Annotated in this window: 18 protein-coding genes; 10 read left to right on the top strand and 8 right to left on the bottom strand. The window is 64.2% G+C overall.

What is annotated here, in order from left to right; translation table 11 throughout:
- Window positions 1-140 precede the first annotated feature (140 nt).
- The 3 genes from EAV90_RS33895 (at window position 141) to EAV90_RS33885 (ending at window position 2,223) form a co-directional block, all read left to right on the top strand.
- A complete protein-coding gene (locus EAV90_RS33895; protein WP_122406045.1) occupies window positions 141-797 on the top strand; it encodes a S24 family peptidase in 657 nt (218 codons plus the stop codon).
- Between the two features lie 18 nt (window positions 798-815).
- Window positions 816-1,211: a helix-turn-helix domain-containing protein gene (locus EAV90_RS41890; RefSeq protein ID WP_376707290.1), complete on the top strand. Its 396-nt coding sequence runs from the start codon at window positions 816-818 to the stop codon at window positions 1,209-1,211.
- Window positions 1,212-1,275: 64 nt separating this feature from the next.
- Window positions 1,276-2,223, top strand: coding sequence for a 2-dehydropantoate 2-reductase (locus tag EAV90_RS33885; RefSeq protein ID WP_129145871.1), 948 nt, complete (start codon window positions 1,276-1,278; stop codon window positions 2,221-2,223).
- 111 nt (window positions 2,224-2,334) lie between these two features.
- Here EAV90_RS33885 and EAV90_RS33880 read toward each other — a convergent pair whose 3' ends face one another.
- The 5 genes from EAV90_RS33880 to EAV90_RS33860 form a co-directional block, all read right to left on the bottom strand.
- On the bottom strand, window positions 2,335-3,978 hold the full coding sequence (locus tag EAV90_RS33880; RefSeq protein ID WP_122406980.1) for a lysine--tRNA ligase: 1,644 nt from the start codon (window positions 3,976-3,978) through the stop codon (window positions 2,335-2,337).
- 185 nt (window positions 3,979-4,163) lie between these two features.
- Complete coding sequence (locus EAV90_RS33875) at window positions 4,164-5,096, bottom strand: transporter substrate-binding domain-containing protein (protein WP_129145870.1); 933 nt, start codon at window positions 5,094-5,096, stop codon at window positions 4,164-4,166.
- A 163-nt stretch (window positions 5,097-5,259) separates the two neighbouring features.
- The gene (locus tag EAV90_RS33870; RefSeq protein WP_129145869.1) at window positions 5,260-5,850 is read right to left on the bottom strand and encodes an SCO family protein; all 591 of its coding nucleotides are present in this window, start codon (window positions 5,848-5,850) and stop codon (window positions 5,260-5,262) included.
- A gap of 24 nt (window positions 5,851-5,874) precedes the next feature.
- A complete protein-coding gene (locus tag EAV90_RS33865; RefSeq protein ID WP_122406042.1) occupies window positions 5,875-6,069 on the bottom strand; it encodes a hypothetical protein in 195 nt (64 codons plus the stop codon).
- A gap of 110 nt (window positions 6,070-6,179) precedes the next feature.
- A complete protein-coding gene (locus tag EAV90_RS33860) occupies window positions 6,180-6,701 on the bottom strand; it encodes a hypothetical protein (protein ID WP_162500495.1) in 522 nt (173 codons plus the stop codon).
- A 265-nt stretch (window positions 6,702-6,966) separates the two neighbouring features.
- On the opposite strand from EAV90_RS33860, the gene EAV90_RS33855 reads away from it, so the two are divergent.
- The gene (locus EAV90_RS33855) at window positions 6,967-8,625 is read left to right on the top strand and encodes an FAD-binding dehydrogenase (RefSeq protein WP_129145867.1); all 1,659 of its coding nucleotides are present in this window, start codon (window positions 6,967-6,969) and stop codon (window positions 8,623-8,625) included.
- A 37-nt stretch (window positions 8,626-8,662) separates the two neighbouring features.
- Here the strand turns inward: EAV90_RS33855 and EAV90_RS33850 are convergent, their stop codons facing one another.
- The 3 genes from EAV90_RS33850 to EAV90_RS33840 form a co-directional block, all read right to left on the bottom strand.
- Window positions 8,663-8,968: a hypothetical protein gene (locus EAV90_RS33850; RefSeq protein WP_122406040.1), complete on the bottom strand. Its 306-nt coding sequence runs from the start codon at window positions 8,966-8,968 to the stop codon at window positions 8,663-8,665.
- 43 nt (window positions 8,969-9,011) lie between these two features.
- Entirely contained in the window at window positions 9,012-11,117 is a 2,106-nt protein-coding gene (locus tag EAV90_RS33845) for a HAMP domain-containing methyl-accepting chemotaxis protein (RefSeq protein ID WP_129145866.1), read from the bottom strand.
- A gap of 492 nt (window positions 11,118-11,609) precedes the next feature.
- Window positions 11,610-12,614 (bottom strand): PAS domain-containing protein, encoded by a 1,005-nt coding sequence (locus EAV90_RS33840; protein WP_129145865.1) that lies wholly within the window; start codon window positions 12,612-12,614, stop codon window positions 11,610-11,612.
- Window positions 12,615-12,820: 206 nt separating this feature from the next.
- On the opposite strand from EAV90_RS33840, the gene EAV90_RS33835 reads away from it, so the two are divergent.
- From EAV90_RS33835 to EAV90_RS33810, 6 genes are all read left to right on the top strand, one after another.
- The gene (locus tag EAV90_RS33835) at window positions 12,821-13,744 is read left to right on the top strand and encodes a CE1 family esterase (RefSeq protein WP_129145882.1); all 924 of its coding nucleotides are present in this window, start codon (window positions 12,821-12,823) and stop codon (window positions 13,742-13,744) included.
- Window positions 13,745-13,840: 96 nt separating this feature from the next.
- Entirely contained in the window at window positions 13,841-14,191 is a 351-nt protein-coding gene (locus EAV90_RS33830) for a RidA family protein (protein WP_027575148.1), read from the top strand.
- 111 nt (window positions 14,192-14,302) lie between these two features.
- Window positions 14,303-14,668: a nuclear transport factor 2 family protein gene (locus EAV90_RS33825; RefSeq protein WP_122406037.1), complete on the top strand. Its 366-nt coding sequence runs from the start codon at window positions 14,303-14,305 to the stop codon at window positions 14,666-14,668.
- Window positions 14,669-14,744: 76 nt separating this feature from the next.
- The gene (locus EAV90_RS33820; RefSeq protein WP_129145864.1) at window positions 14,745-17,321 is read left to right on the top strand and encodes a ligase-associated DNA damage response DEXH box helicase; all 2,577 of its coding nucleotides are present in this window, start codon (window positions 14,745-14,747) and stop codon (window positions 17,319-17,321) included.
- 151 nt (window positions 17,322-17,472) lie between these two features.
- Entirely contained in the window at window positions 17,473-18,171 is a 699-nt protein-coding gene (gene pdeM, locus EAV90_RS33815; RefSeq protein ID WP_129145863.1) for a ligase-associated DNA damage response endonuclease PdeM, read from the top strand.
- A 117-nt stretch (window positions 18,172-18,288) separates the two neighbouring features.
- Window positions 18,289-18,720 carry a hypothetical protein gene (locus tag EAV90_RS33810; RefSeq protein WP_129145862.1) on the top strand — a complete coding sequence of 144 codons (432 nt, stop codon included), beginning with the start codon at window positions 18,289-18,291 and terminating at the stop codon, window positions 18,718-18,720.
- The last annotated feature ends 176 nt before the right edge of the window (window positions 18,721-18,896 follow it).

Raw genomic sequence — 18,896 nt, 5'->3', positions numbered from 1 at the left:
CCTGTTTTGACGCGTTTTCGTGACGCGAACCGATAGCCATTTCGATTGAAAACGCTTTCGCCCGCTGCCCCTTGCGCGAAAAACGGAAAACCGCTTGATTTGAGGACAGTTTTCCTGAGTTGCGACGGGCTGGACCTTCCATGGTCAGACAGGCCAAAGCGCAGAGGATGCTGACTCACGGCGAGATCTGGGCCGCGCTGGATCAGCTGGCGGCGCGCGCCGGATTGTCGCCGTCCGGCCTCGCCAAGCGTGCCGGGCTCGATCCCACCACCTTCAACAGGTCCAAGCGCATTACCGCTGACGGCCGCGAGCGCTGGCCTTCGACCGAATCGATCGCAAAGGCGCTGGCCGCCGCCGACGCTTCGATCGACAGCTTTGCGAAATTGATTGAGGACGACCGCGCCGGCGACGGCCGTTCGGTGCCGCTGCTCGGCCTCGCGCAGGCCGGAACGAGCGGCGCTTTCGACGAGGCCGGCCTTCCATCCGGCAGGGGCTGGACCGAAATCGCGCTTCCCACCTCCGAGGACCGCCACACGTTTGCACTGGAGATTTCCGGCCATGCACTTGCGCCTGTCTATCGCGACGGCGACATCGTCCTGGTCTCACCCGGCGCGCCGATCCGCAAAGGCGATCGCGTGGTGGTGAGGAGCAAAGCGGGTGAGATGACGGTCGCGACGCTGAAGCGCCGCACCACAAAGGCGCTGGAGCTCGAACCGCTCGATGGGACGCAGGCCGATCGCACGATGGCGGCCGGCGATGTCGCGTGGATCGCGCGCATCCTGTGGGCAAGCCAGTGATTGTTTCCCGCCGACGTCGTGATCAGGCGACGACATCAGCCAGGCCGCGTTTTGTCTGCCGCAACCTTGCGACTCACTGCCGCTCTCGCACAGGTTGCGCCCCCTATTGCCGACCAAATTCGTCTCGAGGGGGAAGATGATGAATCACCGTCACGCATTGAAGGCCCGATCAGCTGGAAACTGGTGGGCCCTGCGTGGCGGGCGAGCTGGTCAAGCGCGGTTGGCCTTACCCCGCACGCCTATCTCGTGCACATCGGGCTCAACGCGGCTTGCCGTCTCCTGAGACACGGTCGTTCGCTGGCGGACAGCGCGCCGGCGGCGGGATTTTGCGATCAGGCCGCACTCAACAAGCACTTCAGGCGCTGCTACGGCATCACGCCCCTGCAGTTTGCACAGGCCGCGCGGGCTGGCTGACGCCGCAATTTCAGCAAATACTCCCAGGGAACATACATTTTAAGCGATGCCTGGAGGTTCCGCGATGTCCACGATCGATCATGCCGCAACGACCGGGCGCCGCCGGGTCGCCGTCGTCGGCCTGGGCAGCATTGGCGGCGTCATTGCCGGCGCGCTCGATGCGACCGGCCGGCACGACGTCACCGCCTGCGTCAGACACGGGATTGCGCGGCTGGTGGTGGAACGTCCCGACCGCACGATCGAAGCGCGGCCACGTATATTGACGGATCCGGCACAGGCCGACATCCATGACTGGGTGCTGCTGTGCACCAAGGCGCAGGATACCGCCTCGAGCTCGCCCTGGCTGCAGCGGCTCTGCGGCGCCAGCACGCATGTCGCGGTCCTGCAGAACGGCATGGGCCACACCGAACGGCTTGCGCCATTCGTCGGAGGGGCGACCGTCGTGCCGACCATCGTCTATTACAATGGTGAGCGGCTTGCGCCCGACCGCGTGCGCTACCGCCGCGCCAGCGACCATGATTTTGCGGTGAGCGATGATGCCGGTGGCCGTGCCTTCGTGGAATTGCTCGAAGGCACGGGAATGCAGATCCTGGTCAGCCCCGAATTCAAGACGATGGCCTGGCGCAAGCTGCTGCTCAACGCGATCGCCAATCCGATCACCGCGCTCACGCTGCAGCGCCAGGGCGTGTTCAGGCGCGAGGACATGGGCTCGCTGGTGCTCTCCGCCCTGGAAGAAGCCGCCGCGGTCGCGCGCGCCGACGGCGCCCGGCTCGCAGACGACGAAGCCTTGAAGCTGCGGGCAATGCTGATGACGTTCCCGCCCGATGCCGGCACCTCGATGTATTTCGACCGGCTGGCGGGGCGGCGCTCGGAGGTGGACGCGCTCACCGGCGCGGTGATCGCGGCCGGCGAGCGCCACCAGATCGCAACGCCGCTCTGCCGCGTGCTGCTGACCTTGATGCGCGCGGCCGATGCCGCGCCGATCCCTGGCCTGATGGAGAAAGCGAAGTGACCGCACCATCGAAACCGAGACTTCCGGCATTCGATCCGGCCGACGTGAGCGAGAGCAATTTCACGAGCTATCCCGAGATGCACCGGATCATGCCGTAGAGGCAGGCCGCATCTACGCGCTCCGCGCCAGCGCGCCGTCGATCATGTTCACCGCGTTCTGCACGCCGTACACGGCGACGAAGGAGCCGAAGCGCGGGCCCTTCTCCTGGCCGAGCAGCACCTGATAGAGCATGTTGAACCAGTCGAGCGTGACGCCCGGGCGGCCGTCCTTGCCCTTCTTGATCTGATCGAGGAACGGCTCGCGGCGGCCGATCTCATAGACGACGTTCTGGATGTCCTCGGCCGTGGCGTCCTGCGGCAATTGCGATAGCGCATCGCGCAGATCCTGCAATGCCGCGCGCTCGGTCTCGGTTGGTTCGCGGAACTGTTTCGTCGGCGCGACGAAGTCGCGGTAGTAGTTGATGGCATAGCCGACCATCGCATCCAGCTTCGGATGCGTCTGCGGCGTCACGCCGGGACGATAGCGGCCGATGAAACCCCACAGCGTCTCGGCGTTCTCCGCGTTCGACGACGACACCAAGGTGAGCAGCAGCTGGAAGGTGACGGGCATGTCGCCCTTCGGCGGCTTGCCGTTGTGGATGTGCCAGACCGGATTGCCGAGCTGCTGCTTGCCGTCCTGCTTCGGAAAGCCATCGAGGAACTGCTGGTAGTCGTCGACATTGCGCGGGATGACGTCGAAATACAGCCGCTTGGCCGCCTTCGGCTCGCGATACATGAACAGCGACAGCGATTCCGGCGAGGCGTAGCGCAGCCATTCGTCGATGGTGAGGCCATTGCCCTTCGACTTCGAGATCTTCTGGCCCTTCTCGTCGAGGAAGAGCTCGTAGTTGAAGCCCTCGGGCGGCGTGCCGCCGAGCGCCTTCGCGATGGCGCCGGAGAGCTTCACGGAATCGATGAGATCCTTGCCGGCCATCTCATAGTCGACGCCGAGCGCGACCCAGCGCATCGCCCAGTCGGCCTTCCACTGACATTTGACGTTGCCGCCGGTGACGGTCGTCTCGACTTCCTCGTTTGTGTCTGGATCGACATAGGTCACGGTGCCGGCCGCGACGTCGCGGCGGATCATCGGCACCTGCAGCACGACGCCCGTGGTCTTGCTGATCGGCAGGAACGGGGAGTACGTCGCGCGGCGGTCCGGCCCCAGCGTCGGCAGGATGATCGCCATGATCTTGTCGTAGGCAGCGAGCATCTTCAGCAGCGTCGCATCGAAGCGGCCGGACGTGTAGTAGTCGGTCGAGCTCGCGAACTCGTAGTCGAAGCCGAAATGATCGAGGAAGGCGCGCAAGCGCGCGTTATTGTGCGCGCCGAACGACGGGTACTCGTTGGAGAACGGATCCGGCACCCGCGTCAGCGGCTTGCCGAGATGCTCCGCCAGCATCTCCTTGTTGGGGACGTTGTCGGGCACTTTCCGAAATCCGTCCATGTCGTCGGAGAATGCCAAGAGGCGCGTCTTGATCTTGTCCTCGGTCAGCACCCGGAAGGCATGGCGCACCATCGAGGTGCGCGCGACCTCACCGAACGTGCCGATATGCGGCAGGCCCGACGGGCCGTAGCCGGTCTCGAACAGCACCTCGTCCTTCGGGCTTTTCTTCAGCCGCGCGACAATGGCCTTCGCCTGCTCGAACGGCCAGGCGTTGGACTGTTCGGCGAGCGCACGCAGGTCGCTCGGGTTCGCGGCAAGATCGATAACGGACATCAGGGGCCTCCGGGCCGCGGAAAATAGCGATTTCCGGGCAGAATGCAATTTTGTGGGCGGTGTAGCCTCTTGCACCGTCATTGCGAGCGAAGCGAAGCAATCCAGAATCTTTCCGCGGAAAACAGTCTGGATTTGCTTCGTCGCAAAGGCTCCTCGCAATGACGGCGGAGAGATCAGCGAAGAAACTAGAACGGGCTCACCGAGAAATACCGCAGCCACAGATCGGTGTAGCGGCCTTTTTCCCAGACGCGGAACATCGCCCAGTTCAAGGCCTGGCGCAGCACGTCGTTGCCCTTGCGCACGGCGATGCCGATGCCTTCGCCGAAGAAACGGCTCTCGACGAAGGGGCCGCCGGAAAAGGCACAGCAATCGCCGGAATCGGTGCCGTTGATCCAGAACGCCAGCGAGATGGCGTCGCCGAAGATGAAATCGACCTCGCCTCTGCGTAAAGCTGCGCGCATCGCGTCGTCACCGGGATAGGCATGCAGCTCGGCATCGGTGAACATCGCCTTGAGATAAGCCTCATGCGCGGAGCCGGCGATCACGCCGACCTTCTTGCCCTCGAGATATTCGGGCCGGATTTCCGGCATCACCGCATCCTTGCGCGAGACGAAGCGCGCCGGCACCCGGTAATAGGGATCGGTGAAGTCGACGCGGGCGCGCAGCTGCGGGCTCACCGCCATCGAGGCGATGATGGCGTCGCCCCGGTTGGAGGTGAGCGCATCGACCAGCGTCTCGAAACGCCGCATCTGCACCGTGCAGGTGACCTTGATCTCCTCGCACAGGCTGCGGGCGAGATCGACATTGAAGCCGGCCGGATTGCCGTCCGCGCCGGTGAAGTTGAACGGCGGATAGTCGGTCTCGGTCAGGAAGCGGATCACGGTCAGGCGCGACAGGTCCGGCCGCTCCGGTCGCCGACGTGGGTCCCAGAAGCCGGGCACGGCCTGCGGGGCTGCTTGGGGGACGGCCTGAGGGGGGGTCTGTGGCGCTGCCGGAGGCCGCTTGGCTGGCGTCTGGGCCTCGGCAGGCTGGGCTGCGAGCAGGCACGCGGCGGCGGCCAACCCCATCAGCAAGCCACGGGCAGATTTGAACGATTTCGCCTGTTGCGATGAAGCCATCGACCGGAAAGCAATGAATTTCGTTGGGATCGGAGGGCCTTATAGACCATTCGGCTGCGAAGGCGAGTGCCGATTGTGGGCTCGGTAAAGGTCCCTTGGTCGTCATGCCCGGGCTTGTCCCGGGCATCCACGAACTTGAAGCAGCTGCGGTTGGATCAGGCCCTCAGAGATACCGCTTCAAATCAGCTGCCGCCTCTTCCGGCGTTCGCTTCAGATTGAACGGCGAGACGAAGCGGCCGTCGCGATCCATCAGATAGACCAGCGCAGTGTGGTCCATGGTGTAGTCGCCGTCCTTGGACGGGACCTTCTTGGCATAAACCCGGTAGGAGGTGATCACCTTGGCTGTCTCGGCAGGATCGCCGGACAGCCCCTCGAGGTGGGGATCGAAGCTCGACAGATAATCCTTCATCGTCGCCGGTGTGTCGCGCTCGGGATCGACCGAGATGAAGACGGCATTGACCTTATCGGCGTCCTTGCCCATCGCCCGCAGCACTTCCGAGATCTCGAACAGCGAGGTTGGGCAGACGTCGGGGCAATGGGTGTAGCCGAAGAAGATCAGGGTCGGCTTGCCCTTGAGGCTCTTGTCCGTGACGGCTTTGCCGTTCTGGTCGGTCAGCTGGAACGGGCCGCCGATCGCCGCCGGCTGCGCCACCTTGCTGACCCCGCCCATGGCCCAGAACATGATCAGGAGCCCGGCAATGAGGCTTGCGGCAAAGGCAGTCGCGATCACCAGCGGACGGGTGGCGGGGCTCATGGGTGAAAAACTTCCTGTCGCAGGTCAGAAGCAGGCGGCAAAGCCGGTCCTGAGCATTTCGAAGAATACCTGGCTGCCATAGTGGAACCAGAGCGCCAGCGCGCCAATCAGGACGAGACCGCCGATTGCCGCGCCGGCCCACAGCAGCACGGATGACATCCGGCCGGCAGTGGGCGAATTGTCCGATAGTGGATGCGCGGGATGTAATGGTTGAGCCATGACAACGATCGGGACGAAGGTCCCGGTTCCCAGGCTTTCAGATAGGCCTTGCGCCGCCTGCGGGCAAGACGCTGTCAGCGGCGCAAAGGAACGCCGTCATGCTGCGACGATCAGTGGAGGAACTGGCCCCGAGCGGATTCGAGTTGCTCCGCTTGTGGGAGCGACCGGCGCGACGGCTTGGCCGTCGAGGCCTGCGCATCCAGATAACAGGGCCGGTACATGGCCTCGAGCTGCTTGCCCCTCAGGAAGAGCATGCGTGGGGTAAGCCCGCCCCGCTGGCCGATCCAGCGCCTCACCTGCGAGGGATACATCGCATAGAGCATCTGGGTTGCTTCAGGATTGGTGACGGCGCGGCCGTTGGCGCCGAAATCCCAGGCGGCGTGGAAGCCAAGCGTCGCATGCGAGGTCACGCAGATCCGGTTGTGTGGGATGGCGCCGAGGACGATGGTGCAGGCGGAAGCGCAGAGGCCGTCGATGATGACGGTCTCGCCTGATTGCCTGAGATCCTGGTATCTATCGACGTAGGTTCCAATTCGGCCGCCGCGGTCATCAGCGATCCGAACCACCGCGTGAGAAGCCCCCATGCCCGCGATCAAGAGAACCGCCGCAAGCAATCCCGTCAGAAACTTCATTGTCCCCCGCCCCAGTCGTATTCGAATCTGCGTGTCAGGTGGTGATGCACAGCTAGCGTCTGTTGTAACCAAGGTTTTGTCTAGGCAGGCCGCCCGGCGCAAAACAAATTCAAATCCAGTGTTGCGTCCGCGCTGCACTCCGCCTGTCTCTATCCCAAAGTGGAACACGTTAACGAGGTCTTACGCGCCATACCCTTGATCTCAGTTACAACCGCTGGCTTCAATCCGGGCAATTACAGGGGGGAACTCATGGAGGCGGAAACACATGGCTGAAGAAACCGACATCATCGTGGTCGGCGCGGGACTGTCGGGCCTCGTTGCCGCCACCGAAATCGCCGACGCGGGCAAGCGCGTGATCGTCGTCGAGCAGGAAGGCGAGCAATCGCTCGGCGGTCAGGCGTTCTGGTCGTTCGGCGGATTGTTCCTGGTCGATTCGCCGGAGCAGCGCCGGCTCGGCATCAAGGACTCGTTTGAGCTCGCGATGCAGGACTGGCTCGGCACCGCCGGCTTCGACCGCGACGAGGATTTCTGGCCGCGCCAATGGGCCGAGGCCTATGTGGCGTTCGCGGCCGGCGAGAAGCGCGGCTGGCTGCGCGCGATGGGCCACCGCATCTTCCCCGTGGTCGGCTGGGCCGAGCGCGGCGGCTACGACGCAATGGGCCACGGCAATTCGGTACCGCGCTTTCACGTCACCTGGGGAACCGGGCCCGGCATCGTCGAGCCGTTCGAGCGCCGCGCACGTGAGGCGACGAAGAGTGGCCGGTTGATTTTCAGGTTCCGCCATCGCGTCGATGCGCTGTCCGTCACCAATGGTACCGTGGATGGCGTCAGTGGCGCCGTGCTCGCGCCAGACGATGTCGAGCGCGGAAAGAGTTCCTCGCGCAACATCGTCGGCCAGTTTGCGCTGAAGGCGCAGGCCGTGATCGTCGCCTCCGGCGGCATCGGCGGCAATCACGAGCTGGTGCGGCAGAATTGGCCGAAGCGGCTCGGCGATCCCCCGAAGTTCATGATCTCTGGCGTGCCCGAGCATGTCGACGGCCGCATGATCGGCATCACCGAAAAGACCGGCGCGCGGCTGATCAACCGCGACCGCATGTGGCACTATGTCGAGGGCATCCAGAACTGGTCGCCGATCTGGCCGCGCCACGGCATCCGCATCCTGCCGGGTCCCTCGTCGATGTGGTTCGACGCGACCGGTACCCGATTGCCGGCGCCGCTGTTCCCGGGCTCCGACACGCTCGGCCAGCTCAAATACATCATGTCGACGGGTTATGATTATTCCTGGTTCATTCTGACCCAGAGCATCATCAAGAAGGAATTTGCGCTGTCGGGCTCGGAGCAGAACCCGGACCTGACCGGCAAGAGCTGGCGCATGACCTTGCGCCGCGCCACCAACAAGGGCGCGCCAGCGCCGGTGGAGGCGTTCAAAAGCCGTGGTGTCGACTTCATCGTACGGGACAAGCTCGAGGACCTTGTTGCGGCCATGAACGAGCTCGCCGGCAGCGATCTGCTCAAGCTCGAGCACATCAAAATGCAGATCGAGGCGCGCGACCGCGAGATCGCCAATCCTTACGTCAAGGATGCGCAGATCATGAACATCCATAATGCGCGGCGCTATATCGGAGACAAGTTGATCCGCACCGCCTCGCCGCATCGCATCCTGGATCCCGCGCAGGGGCCGCTGATCGCGGTGAAGCTCAACATCCTCACCCGCAAGACGCTGGGCGGCTTCGAGACCGATCTCGACTCCCGCGTGTTTGGGGAAGAGGGCAGGGTCATTCCGGGCCTCTACGCCGTCGGTGAAGCCGCCGGCTTCGGTGGTGGCGGCGTGCATGGCTATCGCTCGCTCGAGGGCACTTTCCTCGGCGGCTGCCTGTTCTCCGGGCGCAATGCAGGCCGTGCCGCCGCCAAGGCGGTTGGGTGACTGACAAGGCTGGCCGGTGCACGGTGGCGCACCGGCCTCAGCCGCGGCGAACCATCTCCTGCAACAGGCGTTCGGTCAGCGAGAGCTGATCGAGCCGCAGAGACAACAGCTCGTTCAGCTCGGCCATGTGGGCTCGAAGTCGCTCGGCCTCCTCCGGCCTGTCATCGAGATTTCGGATAAGGTCGCCGAGCGCCCCGAGACATTGCTGCATCGTCACGATGGCTTGCCGCAGCGAATCGCAGTCTCTCATGATGTCGGCGACCAGGCTGGTTTGGCGAAGCGGCAACGCGATGACGTTATCGACCGCCCCCGCTAGCGCTTCTTGCGTGTTTCGATCGGCCATCGCGTTCCCTCATGCATCATGGCGGGGTCTTGGTCTCTTCGGGTCAGGCCGCGCGAACCGTGGTCAGGAACTGCTCGACCTCGGAGTGCAATCGTGCGCTGTCCCTCGACAGCATTTGCGCGGAGGCAAGCACCTGGGTCGAAGCCGAACCAGTCTCCGCTGCCCCGTGCTTCACATCGCCGATGTTGGCTGCGACCTGGTTGGTACCTTGCGCCGCCTGCTGGATATTGCGGGCAATCTCCTGCGTGGCCGCTCCCTGCTCTTCGACTGCCGATGCGATCGCCGAAGAAATCTCCGAGATCCTGCCGATTGTTCCGCTGATCTCCTTGATCGCGACCACCGACTCCTGGGTGGCGGCTTGAATGTCGGCGATCTGATGACCGATCTCTCCGGTCGCCTTCGCTGTCTGCTCGGCCAGCGCCTTGACCTCGGACGCAACCACAGCAAAGCCGCGCCCCGCTTCGCCGGCTCGCGCCGCTTCGATCGTGGCGTTCAGAGCGAGCAGATTGGTCTGCCCGGCGATCGTGTTGATGAGTTCGACGACGTCGCCGATGCGGGTGGCCGCCTGCGACAGCTTGTTGACCCGATCATTGGTCCTCTGCGCCTGCTCCACCGCCGCGCCGGCAATTCTGGCGGCGTCCTGCACCTGGCGGCTGATTTCGGTCACTGACGAGCTCATCTCTTCGGTGGCGGAGGCAACCGATTGAACGTTGGTCGAGGCTTCCTCGGAGGCGGCAGAGACGACGCTCGACAGCTCCTGGGTGCTGTCCGCTGCCTTGCTCAGGGTCCGGGCCGCCGCTTCGAGCTCCGTCGCCGAGGACGACAGCGTGTTCACGATGTCGCCGACCGCGTCTTCGAACTGACCCGCGAGCCTGTGCATGTCGGCCTTGCGCTGAGCGGCAGCGCGAGCCTCCATTTGTGCCTGCTCGGCACGCAGACGGTCGGCCTCGATCATGTTGTCTTTGAACACCTGGACCGCATTGGCCATCTCGCCGACCTCGTCGGTGCGGCCCACGCAGGGAACGTTCGTGGAGGTGTCGCCGCCGGCGAGCTTGCCCATGGCAAAGGTCATCCCCCGGATCGGCGCGGCGATTGAGCGGGACGTGAACAATGCGATTGTCCCGCCAAGGCCGACTCCCGCTGCCAACAGCGTCCACAAGACCAGCTTCAGCAGCGAGATGCTCTCCTGCACGCCCAGCGTCTCCTCGGCGAGCATCCGTTTCTGATCGGACTTGATGCCTCCCGAGCGGGTGCCATCGACGCCCTTGGGTCCGTCGAGCAGGTCGAGAATCCTTGCGGCGCGCGGCGCGGCTTCGGTCACCAGCAGATGAACCGGCGCGTTCCAGTCCGGGGACTCGCGAAGCGCGAAGATCCTTTCATGGAGGGGCGCGAACTCGCTTTTCGCCTTTGCGATCCTATCGAAGGACGCCTGCTGCGAGGCGGTGAGCAGATCCTTATGCGCATTGACTCCGGCATAGCCTTTCTCAAAGGCTTCCCATGGCCTCACGAATTTATCCTTGTCGGTCTTTTCGCCCGAAAGCAGGTACATCCGGAGCTGAGCCGTGGCAGCGGCAAAATTGCCCCGCGCATCGGCCATTGCCTTGAGCAATTTCTTCCGTTCCGGCGTCGCTTCCTGTGCCTCCTCCTGATCGATCATCTTCGTGATCTCGGAGAAGATCATGTCTGCGCGCGGGCTGGCCTCGATGACCATGAGCTTGGTCGCGGGATAGGCATCAGGGGTGAAAGCGATCGCTTCGGCCTTGTCCTGCGCCGTGCGAAATTCGGCGAGCAACAGCTTGGCCTGCTCCCACTTCTGCCGGTTCTCCGGATTGGTGAACTGCGCCGCCTGCTCGTCGAATGCGGCTACTGTCCTATCCATTTCCTTCCACATCGACGCGCGATCGAGCTTGCCTTGCGGATTCCCACTGAGCAAATAGCCGCGCAAGGTGGCGAGCGTCGAATAGAGGTTGCCGATCAGCTCGGTGCTCGCCAGCGCGACGGGCGTGCGCAGATTCGTCATGCGATTGACCGTCGTGGAAATGCGCCCGACTTCGAATACGGTGTAGCCGACGGAAAGTGCGATGATGGCACAGACTGCAGCAAATCCGGCGATCAACCGGCCACCGATACGCAATCTGAAATAGGACACTGGCAAACACTCCGAAGTTATGGGCTTCAGGCCTAAAGACGTCGCATGAAAATTCCCGCGCGAACGATGCCGCAGACGGGCACGGTCGTTTGACGTGACCGGATTGGGCGATACCCCATCGTGCCGCGCATTGGCGTGCTCGGCTGGCAATGATCCCGGACAGATCGAAGCGCGCGCCGCTCGAGCAATCCGGACGATGATGCAGCGCCCCGCTACCCGCTACTACCGTCAGTTTCACGTCCTTTCGATTCTGACTTGGACGTGTGCCGACAAGGTGACCAAAATTGCTTATTGCGGCATTAAGAAAAATTTGTTCGCAAGCTCTCTCAACGCGCAAAAATTGCGCGCTACTTCCGCAGCCGGCAAGACGCAGGGCTTGCCGGCTTTTTGCGTCTCCATCGACAGAGCGCTGCGCCACCATCAAAACAGGTGCGAAGCATCTCATTCGGCCTGCGCAAATATCGATCGCCACCGCGATTGGCGGCGTGACGATCATCTTGGCCTCACGCCAGGTTTTCCGGCTCCGAAGATGAACTCGATGCCCGCGGACGAGAGCGTGTCGCGAAGGCTCGTCAATGTCTCGTCGGGCAGCCGCAAGAGACCGTTCTGCTCCTCAAGCCGGCGAATCACGGCGGCAGAAACGCCGGTTCGCGCGGCGAGCTGTTTCACCGACCAGTTCAGCATGCCGCGGGCCGCGCGCAATTGCGCACCGGTCAACCTCGACGTCGAGACGTGCTGGGCCGAGAGCCGCCCCTCGTGCACGTCCGTGGAGATTCCCAACCACTCCCGAATACCGCCATCCGCGTCCGGGACCGGCACAGCCCTGCAATGGTACCAGCGGTAGGAGCCGTCGGACTGGCGCAGTCGATGCTCGACATCGTAGGGCTGTCCCGTTTCGGCGGCGGCCGCCCAGATCCGCAAGGCCGTTTCGCGCTCCTCTTCGGGAAGCAGGTCGAGCCAGCCTTTGCCGAAAAACCGGTGTGCGTCCGGCTGGTTCTCCGCGTTCAAAAGCGCGGTAATCCGGCCATCCTGGCTGCCGACCCACAGCAGTCCGCCTGCGACCTGCGTCAGCGCCGCGTAGCGATCCGCATCCATCTTGAGAGGCTGCAGCGATCTGCGATGTTCGGTGATGTCGATGGCAACGCCGACCACGCATTCCGGCTCGCCGGCGGAGTTCAAAAAAGTCTCGGACTGGATGCGGAGCCAGCGCAGCGCACGATTCGGCCGGATGATGCGAAACTCGCCGTCGAGCAAAGACCGGTCGAACGCGAATCCGCGTGGATCGCGCTGCGGACGGCGATCCTCCGGATGAATTCGTCTCTCGATTTCCGCATAGCTGGGCGCGACGGTATGGGGATCGAGTCCCAGCAGGCCGTAAAAGCCACGCGACCACTGCATCCGGCCTTCAGCATCGCAGTGCCAGACGCCGGTCCCAAATTTTTCTTCAAAAAGACGAAGTATCTCCGAAGGGTCGAGGTAGCTCTCCAGGTGGCGCAATTCAGCCCCCCGTCGTGAAAATTAAGTCTCAACTAATAATTGCAGTCTATATTACATCGCTCGTTCACGCAGCTCAATTCGCGATTGCTGCATAATATTTATGCCATCAGGCGGTATATACATGTGGTCGACGTTCGCGCCGAAATCTTGAACTTGGTTGGCGTCGAACCGGCCAAACGCCATCGATGATACCGATCATGGCCTGGATGATACGACGCGCCTTGCACGTTGCCCTGTTCTGGTTGGCGGTGATCTGCTGCTTCTCGCCTGCATGGGCGGACACCGTCGATGTTAACGGCGTGAAGCGCTCCTACACCGCGCAATTGCCGGCGAAAAAGCCCGCACCGCTGGTGATCGTGCTGCATGGTAAGACGCAGCGTGGCGCCGACATGGTCGCGCGGACGGCCTGGCCGCAGCTTGCCAGGCGCGAGGGTCTGGCCGTTGTCTTTCCGGACGGACTCAATCACGCCTGGGCCGATGCGAGGACCAAGGCGGGGCCCGCGCTGCGCGGCCCACCCGAGGGCACCGACGACGTCGCGTTCATCACAAAACTCGTCGAGAAGCTGGTGGCCGACGGCACGGCCGACCCGAAGCGCGTTTATGTCACCGGCATCTCCAATGGCGGCGCCATGGCAATGACGCTCGCTTGCGCCCGGGCCGATCTGTTCGCGGCCGCTGCGAGCGTGATCATGAATCTCACCGATGAGGCTGCCGTCACCTGCCATCCGTCGCGGCCGCTGCCGATGCTGCTCATGAACGGCACGGCCGACCCGCTGGTGCCCTACGAGGGCGGACACGGATCGAGCTATTTTGCCGCGGACGGGTTCTGGTCGACCGAGGAGACGCTGGCGTTCTGGCGCAGGCTCAATGGCTGCGAGACCGATGATGCCGGGGTGACCGACCTGCCCGACAGGGCGCCCGCAGACCAGTCCACAGTGACACGGATCAGCTCGCGCTGCCCGACTGGGCACGACGTCGTGCTCTATCGCATCAACCATGGCGGCCACCGCATGCCCGGCTTTGCTCCGGATGCCCGCTTCCCGAAGGTCGCCAGGAGCCTGCTCGGACCGCAAAACGGCGACATCGACGGCGCCGAAACGATCTGGACGTTCTTCAGTCAGTTTCCGTGAACGACGCATGCGTGCCAGGCAATGCATGCGTGTCAGGGGTGGCTCGCCGCAAATCGCTGGGCTAGACAGGGCCGCCATTCCACCAGGAGATCCCCAATGAGCATTCAGCGTTTTGAAACCGGCCCGCGCATGAGCCAGGTCGTCGTGCACGGCAACACCGTCTATCTCGCCGGCGTCGTCGCCAACAAGGCGGCCGGCGAAAGCGTCACGAAGCAAACCCAGGACATCCTGGCGACCATCGACGGCCACCTCGCCAAGGCCGGCACCGACAAATCGAAGCTGCTGTCCGCCACGATCTACATCACCGACATGAAGACCTTCGGCGAGATGAACGCGGTGTGGGACGCCTGGGTGTCGCCCGGCAACACCCCCGCGCGCGCCACCGTCGAGGCCAAGCTGGCGGCCCCGCAATACACGGTCGAGATCATGGTGACCGCGGCGAAGTGATGTCGCGAGAACTTCACGCGCGTTGATGACCTCCGAGGTAATCGATCAACGCGCGTGAACCTTCGATAGTCGGGTCAGCCGGACAATACGGCGCCATCGAAGGAGCACATCATGACTGATCCCAACACCATCGCCTGCCGCTATGTCGAGCTCTGGAACGAACGCACGGCAGGTCGTCGCCGCGAACTGCTCAGCGAAAGCTGGACGACGGATGCGCGCTATGTCGATCCCGTGATGAAGGGTGACGGCCGCGACGGCATCGAGGCGCTGATCGCCGGCGTGCAGCAGCGCTTTCCCGATTTCAAATTCAAGCTGATCGGCGAGCCCGACGGCTACGGCGACCACATCCGCTTCTCGTGGGGACTTGGTCCTGACGGCGCCGACAGCCCGATCAAAGGCACCGATTTTGCCGTGCTGAGGGACGGGCGCATCAGCAGCGTGACCGGATTTCTGGACCAGGTGCCGACCGGGGCGTGAGACCTCTGGCCCTTCTCGCGCAGGCGGGAAGGGCCACCCCTCGACGAATCCGCTCCTGCGGCTTACCTGTCATGCCGTGCCGCCCCGTATTCTCCAAACATCGGCCGAGCCGGCCGCGCTGCTGCCGGATCGCTTCCAGGCGTGGTTCGCAGCCCGCGGCTGGTCGCCGCGCGCGCATCAATTGGCGCTGCTGGAGAAGGCGCGCGACGACCGTTCGGCGCTCTTGATTGCGCCGACCGGCGCCGGCAAGACGCTTGCGGGGTTTCTGCCGACGCTGGTGGAGCTTTCGGCGCAGCCCGCGACACGAGATGCGGGCGCGAAGAAGAGTCTCGTCTCCACCGGGCGCAACGTGCAGCGCAGCGGTGGCCTGCACACCCTGTACATCTCGCCGCTGAAGGCGCTCGCCGTCGACATCGCGCGCAATTTGGAGCGGCCGATCGCGGAGATGGCGCTGCCGATCAAGGTCGAGACCCGCACCGGCGACACGCCGGTGTCGCGGCGCCAGCGGCAGCGGCGCTATCCGCCGGACGTGTTGCTGACGACGCCCGAGCAGCTCGCGCTGCTGCTCTCCTCCGACGACGCACCGTTCCTGTTTTCCTCCCTGAAGCGCATCGTGCTCGACGAGCTGCATGCGCTGGTGACGTCCAAGCGCGGCGATCTGCTCTCGCTCGGGCTGGCGCGGCTGTGGCGCCTCGCGCCGCAAATGCGCGCGATCGGCCTGTCGGCAACCGTAGCCGAGCCGGAGCAGCTCGCGCGCTTCCTGGTGCCGCAGCCCGAAGGCCGGGAAGTCGCCGCCGATATCGTCATGGCCGGCGGTGCCGCGCCGCCCGTGGTCGAGATGCTCGATACGCGCGAGCGGCTGCCCTGGGCCGGCCACAGCGCGCGCCACGCGCTCCCCGAGATCTACGAGCTGATCAAGGCCAACAAGACCACGCTGGTCTTCGTCAACACCCGCAGCCAGGCCGAGATGCTGTTCCAGCATCTCTGGAGCATGAACGACGATGGCCTTGCCATCGCGCTGCATCACGGCTCGCTCGACGTCGCACAGCGCCGCAAGGTCGAGGACGCCATGTCGGCGGGTCGACTGCGCGGCGTGGTCTGCACCTCCTCGCTCGATCTCGGCGTCGACTGGGGCGACGTCGATCTGGTGGTCAATATCGGCGCGCCCAAGGGCTCTTCGCGCCTGATGCAGCGCATCGGCCGCGCCAATCATCGCCTCGACGAAGCCTCCCGCGCCGTGCTGGTGCCGGCCAACCGCTTCGAGGTGCTGGAATGCCGCGTCGCCATCGATGCGATCGCCGAGAATGCGCAGGACACGCCGCCCTTGCGCACGGGTGCACTCGACGTGCTGGCGCAGCACGTGCTCGGCTGCGCCTGCGGCGAGCCGTTCTTTTCCGACGAGCTCTACGACGAAGTGCGCACCGCCGCGCCTTACGCCGATCTGTCGCGGCAGGATTTCGACGACGTCGTCGATTTCGTCGCCTCCGGCGGCTACGCGCTGAAGACCTATGAGCGCTTCGCCCGCATCAAGCAGGACGAGGAAGGCCGCTGGCGCGTCGCCAATCCCAGGGTGCGGCAGAGCTACAGGCTGAATGTCGGCACCATCGTCGAGGACGACATGCTGAAGGTGCGCCTGGTGCGCTCCCGCGGCGGCGGTACGGGCTCGACCGGCGTGATCGCGCGCGGCGGCAGGCTGCTCGGTGAGATCGAGGAGGCCTTCATCGAGGGCCTCAGCCCCGGCGACACCTTCGTGTTCTCAGGCGAAGTGGTGCGCTACGAGACGCTGGTCGAGGATCAGGTCTATGTCTCGCGTGCGTACGACAAGGATCCGAAAGTGCCCTCGTATATGGGCGGCAAATTCCCGTTGTCGACCTATCTCGCCGAGCGCGTCCGCCGCCTGCTCGATGATGGCCGCGCATGGGGCGGCTTGCCGGAGCAGGTGCGCGATTGGCTGTCGCTGCAGAAGGATGTTTCGCGCGTGCCCGCAGTGCGCGAGCTCCTGGTCGAGAGCTTTCCGCGCGCCAACAAGCACTATCTCGTCTGCTATCCTTTCGAAGGCCGCCTCGCGCACCAGACCCTCGGCATGCTGCTGACGCGGCGGCTGGAGCGCGCCCGCGCGCGGCCGCTCGGCTTCGTCGCCAACGAATATGCGGTGGCGATCTGGGGACTTGGCGACCTCTCCTTCATGATCCGCAACAATCGGATCGACCTCAATGCGCTGTTCGCCCCCGACATGCTCGGCGACGATCTCGAAGCCTGGCTCGCCGAATCCGCGCTGATGAAGCGCACGTTCCGCAATTGCGCGATCATCTCCGGCCTGATCGCGCGGCGCCACACCGGCGAAGAGAAAAGCCGCCGCCAGGTGCTGTTCTCGACCGATCTCGTCTATGACGTGCTGCGCAAGCACCAGGCCGATCACGTCCTGCTCCGAGCCGCACGCGCCGATGCCGCCACGGGCCTGCTCGACCTGCGCCGCCTCGGCGACATGCTGATACGCATCCAGGGCCGCATCACGCACCGGGAACTCGACCACGTCTCTCCGCTGGCGGTCCCCGTGATGCTGGAAATCGGCCGCGAGTCAGTCTATGGCGAGGCTGCAGACGAATTGTTGGCGGAAGCTGCCGACGAACTCGTTAAGGAAGCGATGTCGTAGAGAATTTGCCGGTGAGGCGCGCAATCCCATCCACATCGTCATGCCCGGGCTTGACCCGGGCATCCACGTCTTTGCTGCCGCAAGAACGTGGATTGCCGGGCCTTCGCCGCGCCGAAGCGGCTTCGGCGGCGCAGGCGGGACAAGCCCGGCCATGACGGAGCATGTTGCGCTATCGATTACTTCGACAGGCAGACTGGATGTCGCCGGCATCGCACTCCACACCGATCTCTCCGGGGCGCTGTTCTGGGAAGAGCAGCGCCTGCTGGTCGTCTCCGACCTGCATCTGGAGAAAGGTTCGAGCTTCGCGACGCGCGGCGTGCTGCTGCCGCCTTACGATACCATCGCAACGCTCGGCCGGCTCGCTGCTGTCATCTCCCGCCATGATCCACGCATCGTCATCGCGCTTGGCGACAGTTTTCACGACCGCACCGCGCATGAGCGGCTGTCGGCGGAGGACCGCGACGCCGTCGCCGCACTCCAGACCGGCCGCGACTGGATCTGGATCTCGGGTAATCATGATCCCATCCTGCCGCGCGATCTCGGCGGCACCGTCGCCGGCGAGGTTGCGGTCGGCCCCATCACTTTTCGCCACGAGCCGACCGGGGCGGCCGGCGAGATCGCCGGCCATCTGCATCCCAAGGCGCGCGTCTCCGCGCGCGGCCGCTCGATGGAGCGCCGCTGCTTCGCCAGCGATGGGATGCGTGCCGTAATGCCCGCTTTCGGCGCCTATGCCGGCGGCCTCAGCATCCGCGACGCCGCCTTCGCCAGGATCTTTCCGGAGAACGGCTTTGTCGCCCATATCCTCGGCGACCGCCGCGTCCACGCCGTTGCGGCCTCGCGCTGCTATTGAGGAATGGGTCGCGTCCGGAACAAATTAAGAACACTTTAGCAAGTCTTTGATATATCATTGTGATTCGGCGCATGGCCGACACAATATCTAGCGTCTGTCCGACTTTGCGAGGACTACATGTCCACCATTGCCTTCGACCAGTTTGCCCTCACCCGGATCGCCGATTTCGCGCGCTCGCTGTCGCGGCTGCATCAGGCGGCACGGAGTTACGCCGTCGATGACGACCAGTTCGATCGCGAGTTCAACGCGGTGTGCCAGTCGATCTGGGGCTACACCATCGACGACATCAGCGACGATCTGTTCTCGACCGAGGACCATCTGTTTCTCGACACGCTGGACGAGGCGCATGCGCGCATCTTCGCAGCCGAGCAGGGTTACGACCTCATAGGCGAAGCGGGCATGCTGACCGATTGGTGGGGCTTTTGCTGGATGATTCTGGCCGAGAAGCGCGGCCTCCTGACGCCGGAAAACCGCGCCGCTGCGCGGGCGGCGATCGAGGAGAAATATCTGGCAGCACCGAACGTGATCGGGGTGATCATCGGGAGGTGAGTGCCGCAAACTCCGTCATTGCTGTCGATGTTCAATAATTCGCTGATTGGTCGTCCGTTAAGAAGCCGATTGCAGCGGTGAGCGGTCGCTGATGGCTGCGATGAGGGTGGCCAGGAAGAGGCACCAAAGAACCCTCAGCCAGGCGAGGATGCGGCGGAAGTTGTGACCGACGGCAG

Origin of the sequence: Bradyrhizobium vignae (assembly GCF_004114425.1) — a bacterium.
In the GTDB taxonomy this organism is placed as follows: domain Bacteria; phylum Pseudomonadota; class Alphaproteobacteria; order Rhizobiales; family Xanthobacteraceae; genus Bradyrhizobium; species Bradyrhizobium vignae.
Note: the sequence above shows the minus strand (reverse complement) of the source record. Positions and strands in the feature narration are given on the sequence as shown.

Excerpts from the sequence above, each read along its gene's own strand:
- EAV90_RS33895 (WP_122406045.1), top strand. The coding sequence starts at position 141 with ATGGTCAGACAGGCCAAAGCGCAGAGGATGCTGACTCACGGCGAGATC.
- EAV90_RS33885 (WP_129145871.1), top strand. The coding sequence starts at position 1,276 with ATGTCCACGATCGATCATGCCGCAACGACCGGGCGCCGCCGGGTCGCC.
- EAV90_RS33880 (WP_122406980.1), bottom strand. The coding sequence starts at position 3,978 with ATGTCCGTTATCGATCTTGCCGCGAACCCGAGCGACCTGCGTGCGCTC.
- EAV90_RS33875 (WP_129145870.1), bottom strand. The coding sequence starts at position 5,096 with ATGGCTTCATCGCAACAGGCGAAATCGTTCAAATCTGCCCGTGGCTTG.
- EAV90_RS33870 (WP_129145869.1), bottom strand. The coding sequence starts at position 5,850 with ATGAGCCCCGCCACCCGTCCGCTGGTGATCGCGACTGCCTTTGCCGCA.
- EAV90_RS33865 (WP_122406042.1), bottom strand. The coding sequence starts at position 6,069 with ATGGCTCAACCATTACATCCCGCGCATCCACTATCGGACAATTCGCCC.
- EAV90_RS33860 (WP_162500495.1), bottom strand. The coding sequence starts at position 6,701 with ATGAAGTTTCTGACGGGATTGCTTGCGGCGGTTCTCTTGATCGCGGGC.
- EAV90_RS33855 (WP_129145867.1), top strand. The coding sequence starts at position 6,967 with ATGGCTGAAGAAACCGACATCATCGTGGTCGGCGCGGGACTGTCGGGC.
- EAV90_RS33850 (WP_122406040.1), bottom strand. The coding sequence starts at position 8,968 with ATGGCCGATCGAAACACGCAAGAAGCGCTAGCGGGGGCGGTCGATAAC.
- EAV90_RS33835 (WP_129145882.1), top strand. The coding sequence starts at position 12,821 with ATGATACGACGCGCCTTGCACGTTGCCCTGTTCTGGTTGGCGGTGATC.
- EAV90_RS33830 (WP_027575148.1), top strand. The coding sequence starts at position 13,841 with ATGAGCATTCAGCGTTTTGAAACCGGCCCGCGCATGAGCCAGGTCGTC.
- EAV90_RS33825 (WP_122406037.1), top strand. The coding sequence starts at position 14,303 with ATGACTGATCCCAACACCATCGCCTGCCGCTATGTCGAGCTCTGGAAC.
- pdeM (WP_129145863.1), top strand. The coding sequence starts at position 17,473 with ATGACGGAGCATGTTGCGCTATCGATTACTTCGACAGGCAGACTGGAT.
- EAV90_RS33810 (WP_129145862.1), top strand. The coding sequence starts at position 18,289 with ATGTCCACCATTGCCTTCGACCAGTTTGCCCTCACCCGGATCGCCGAT.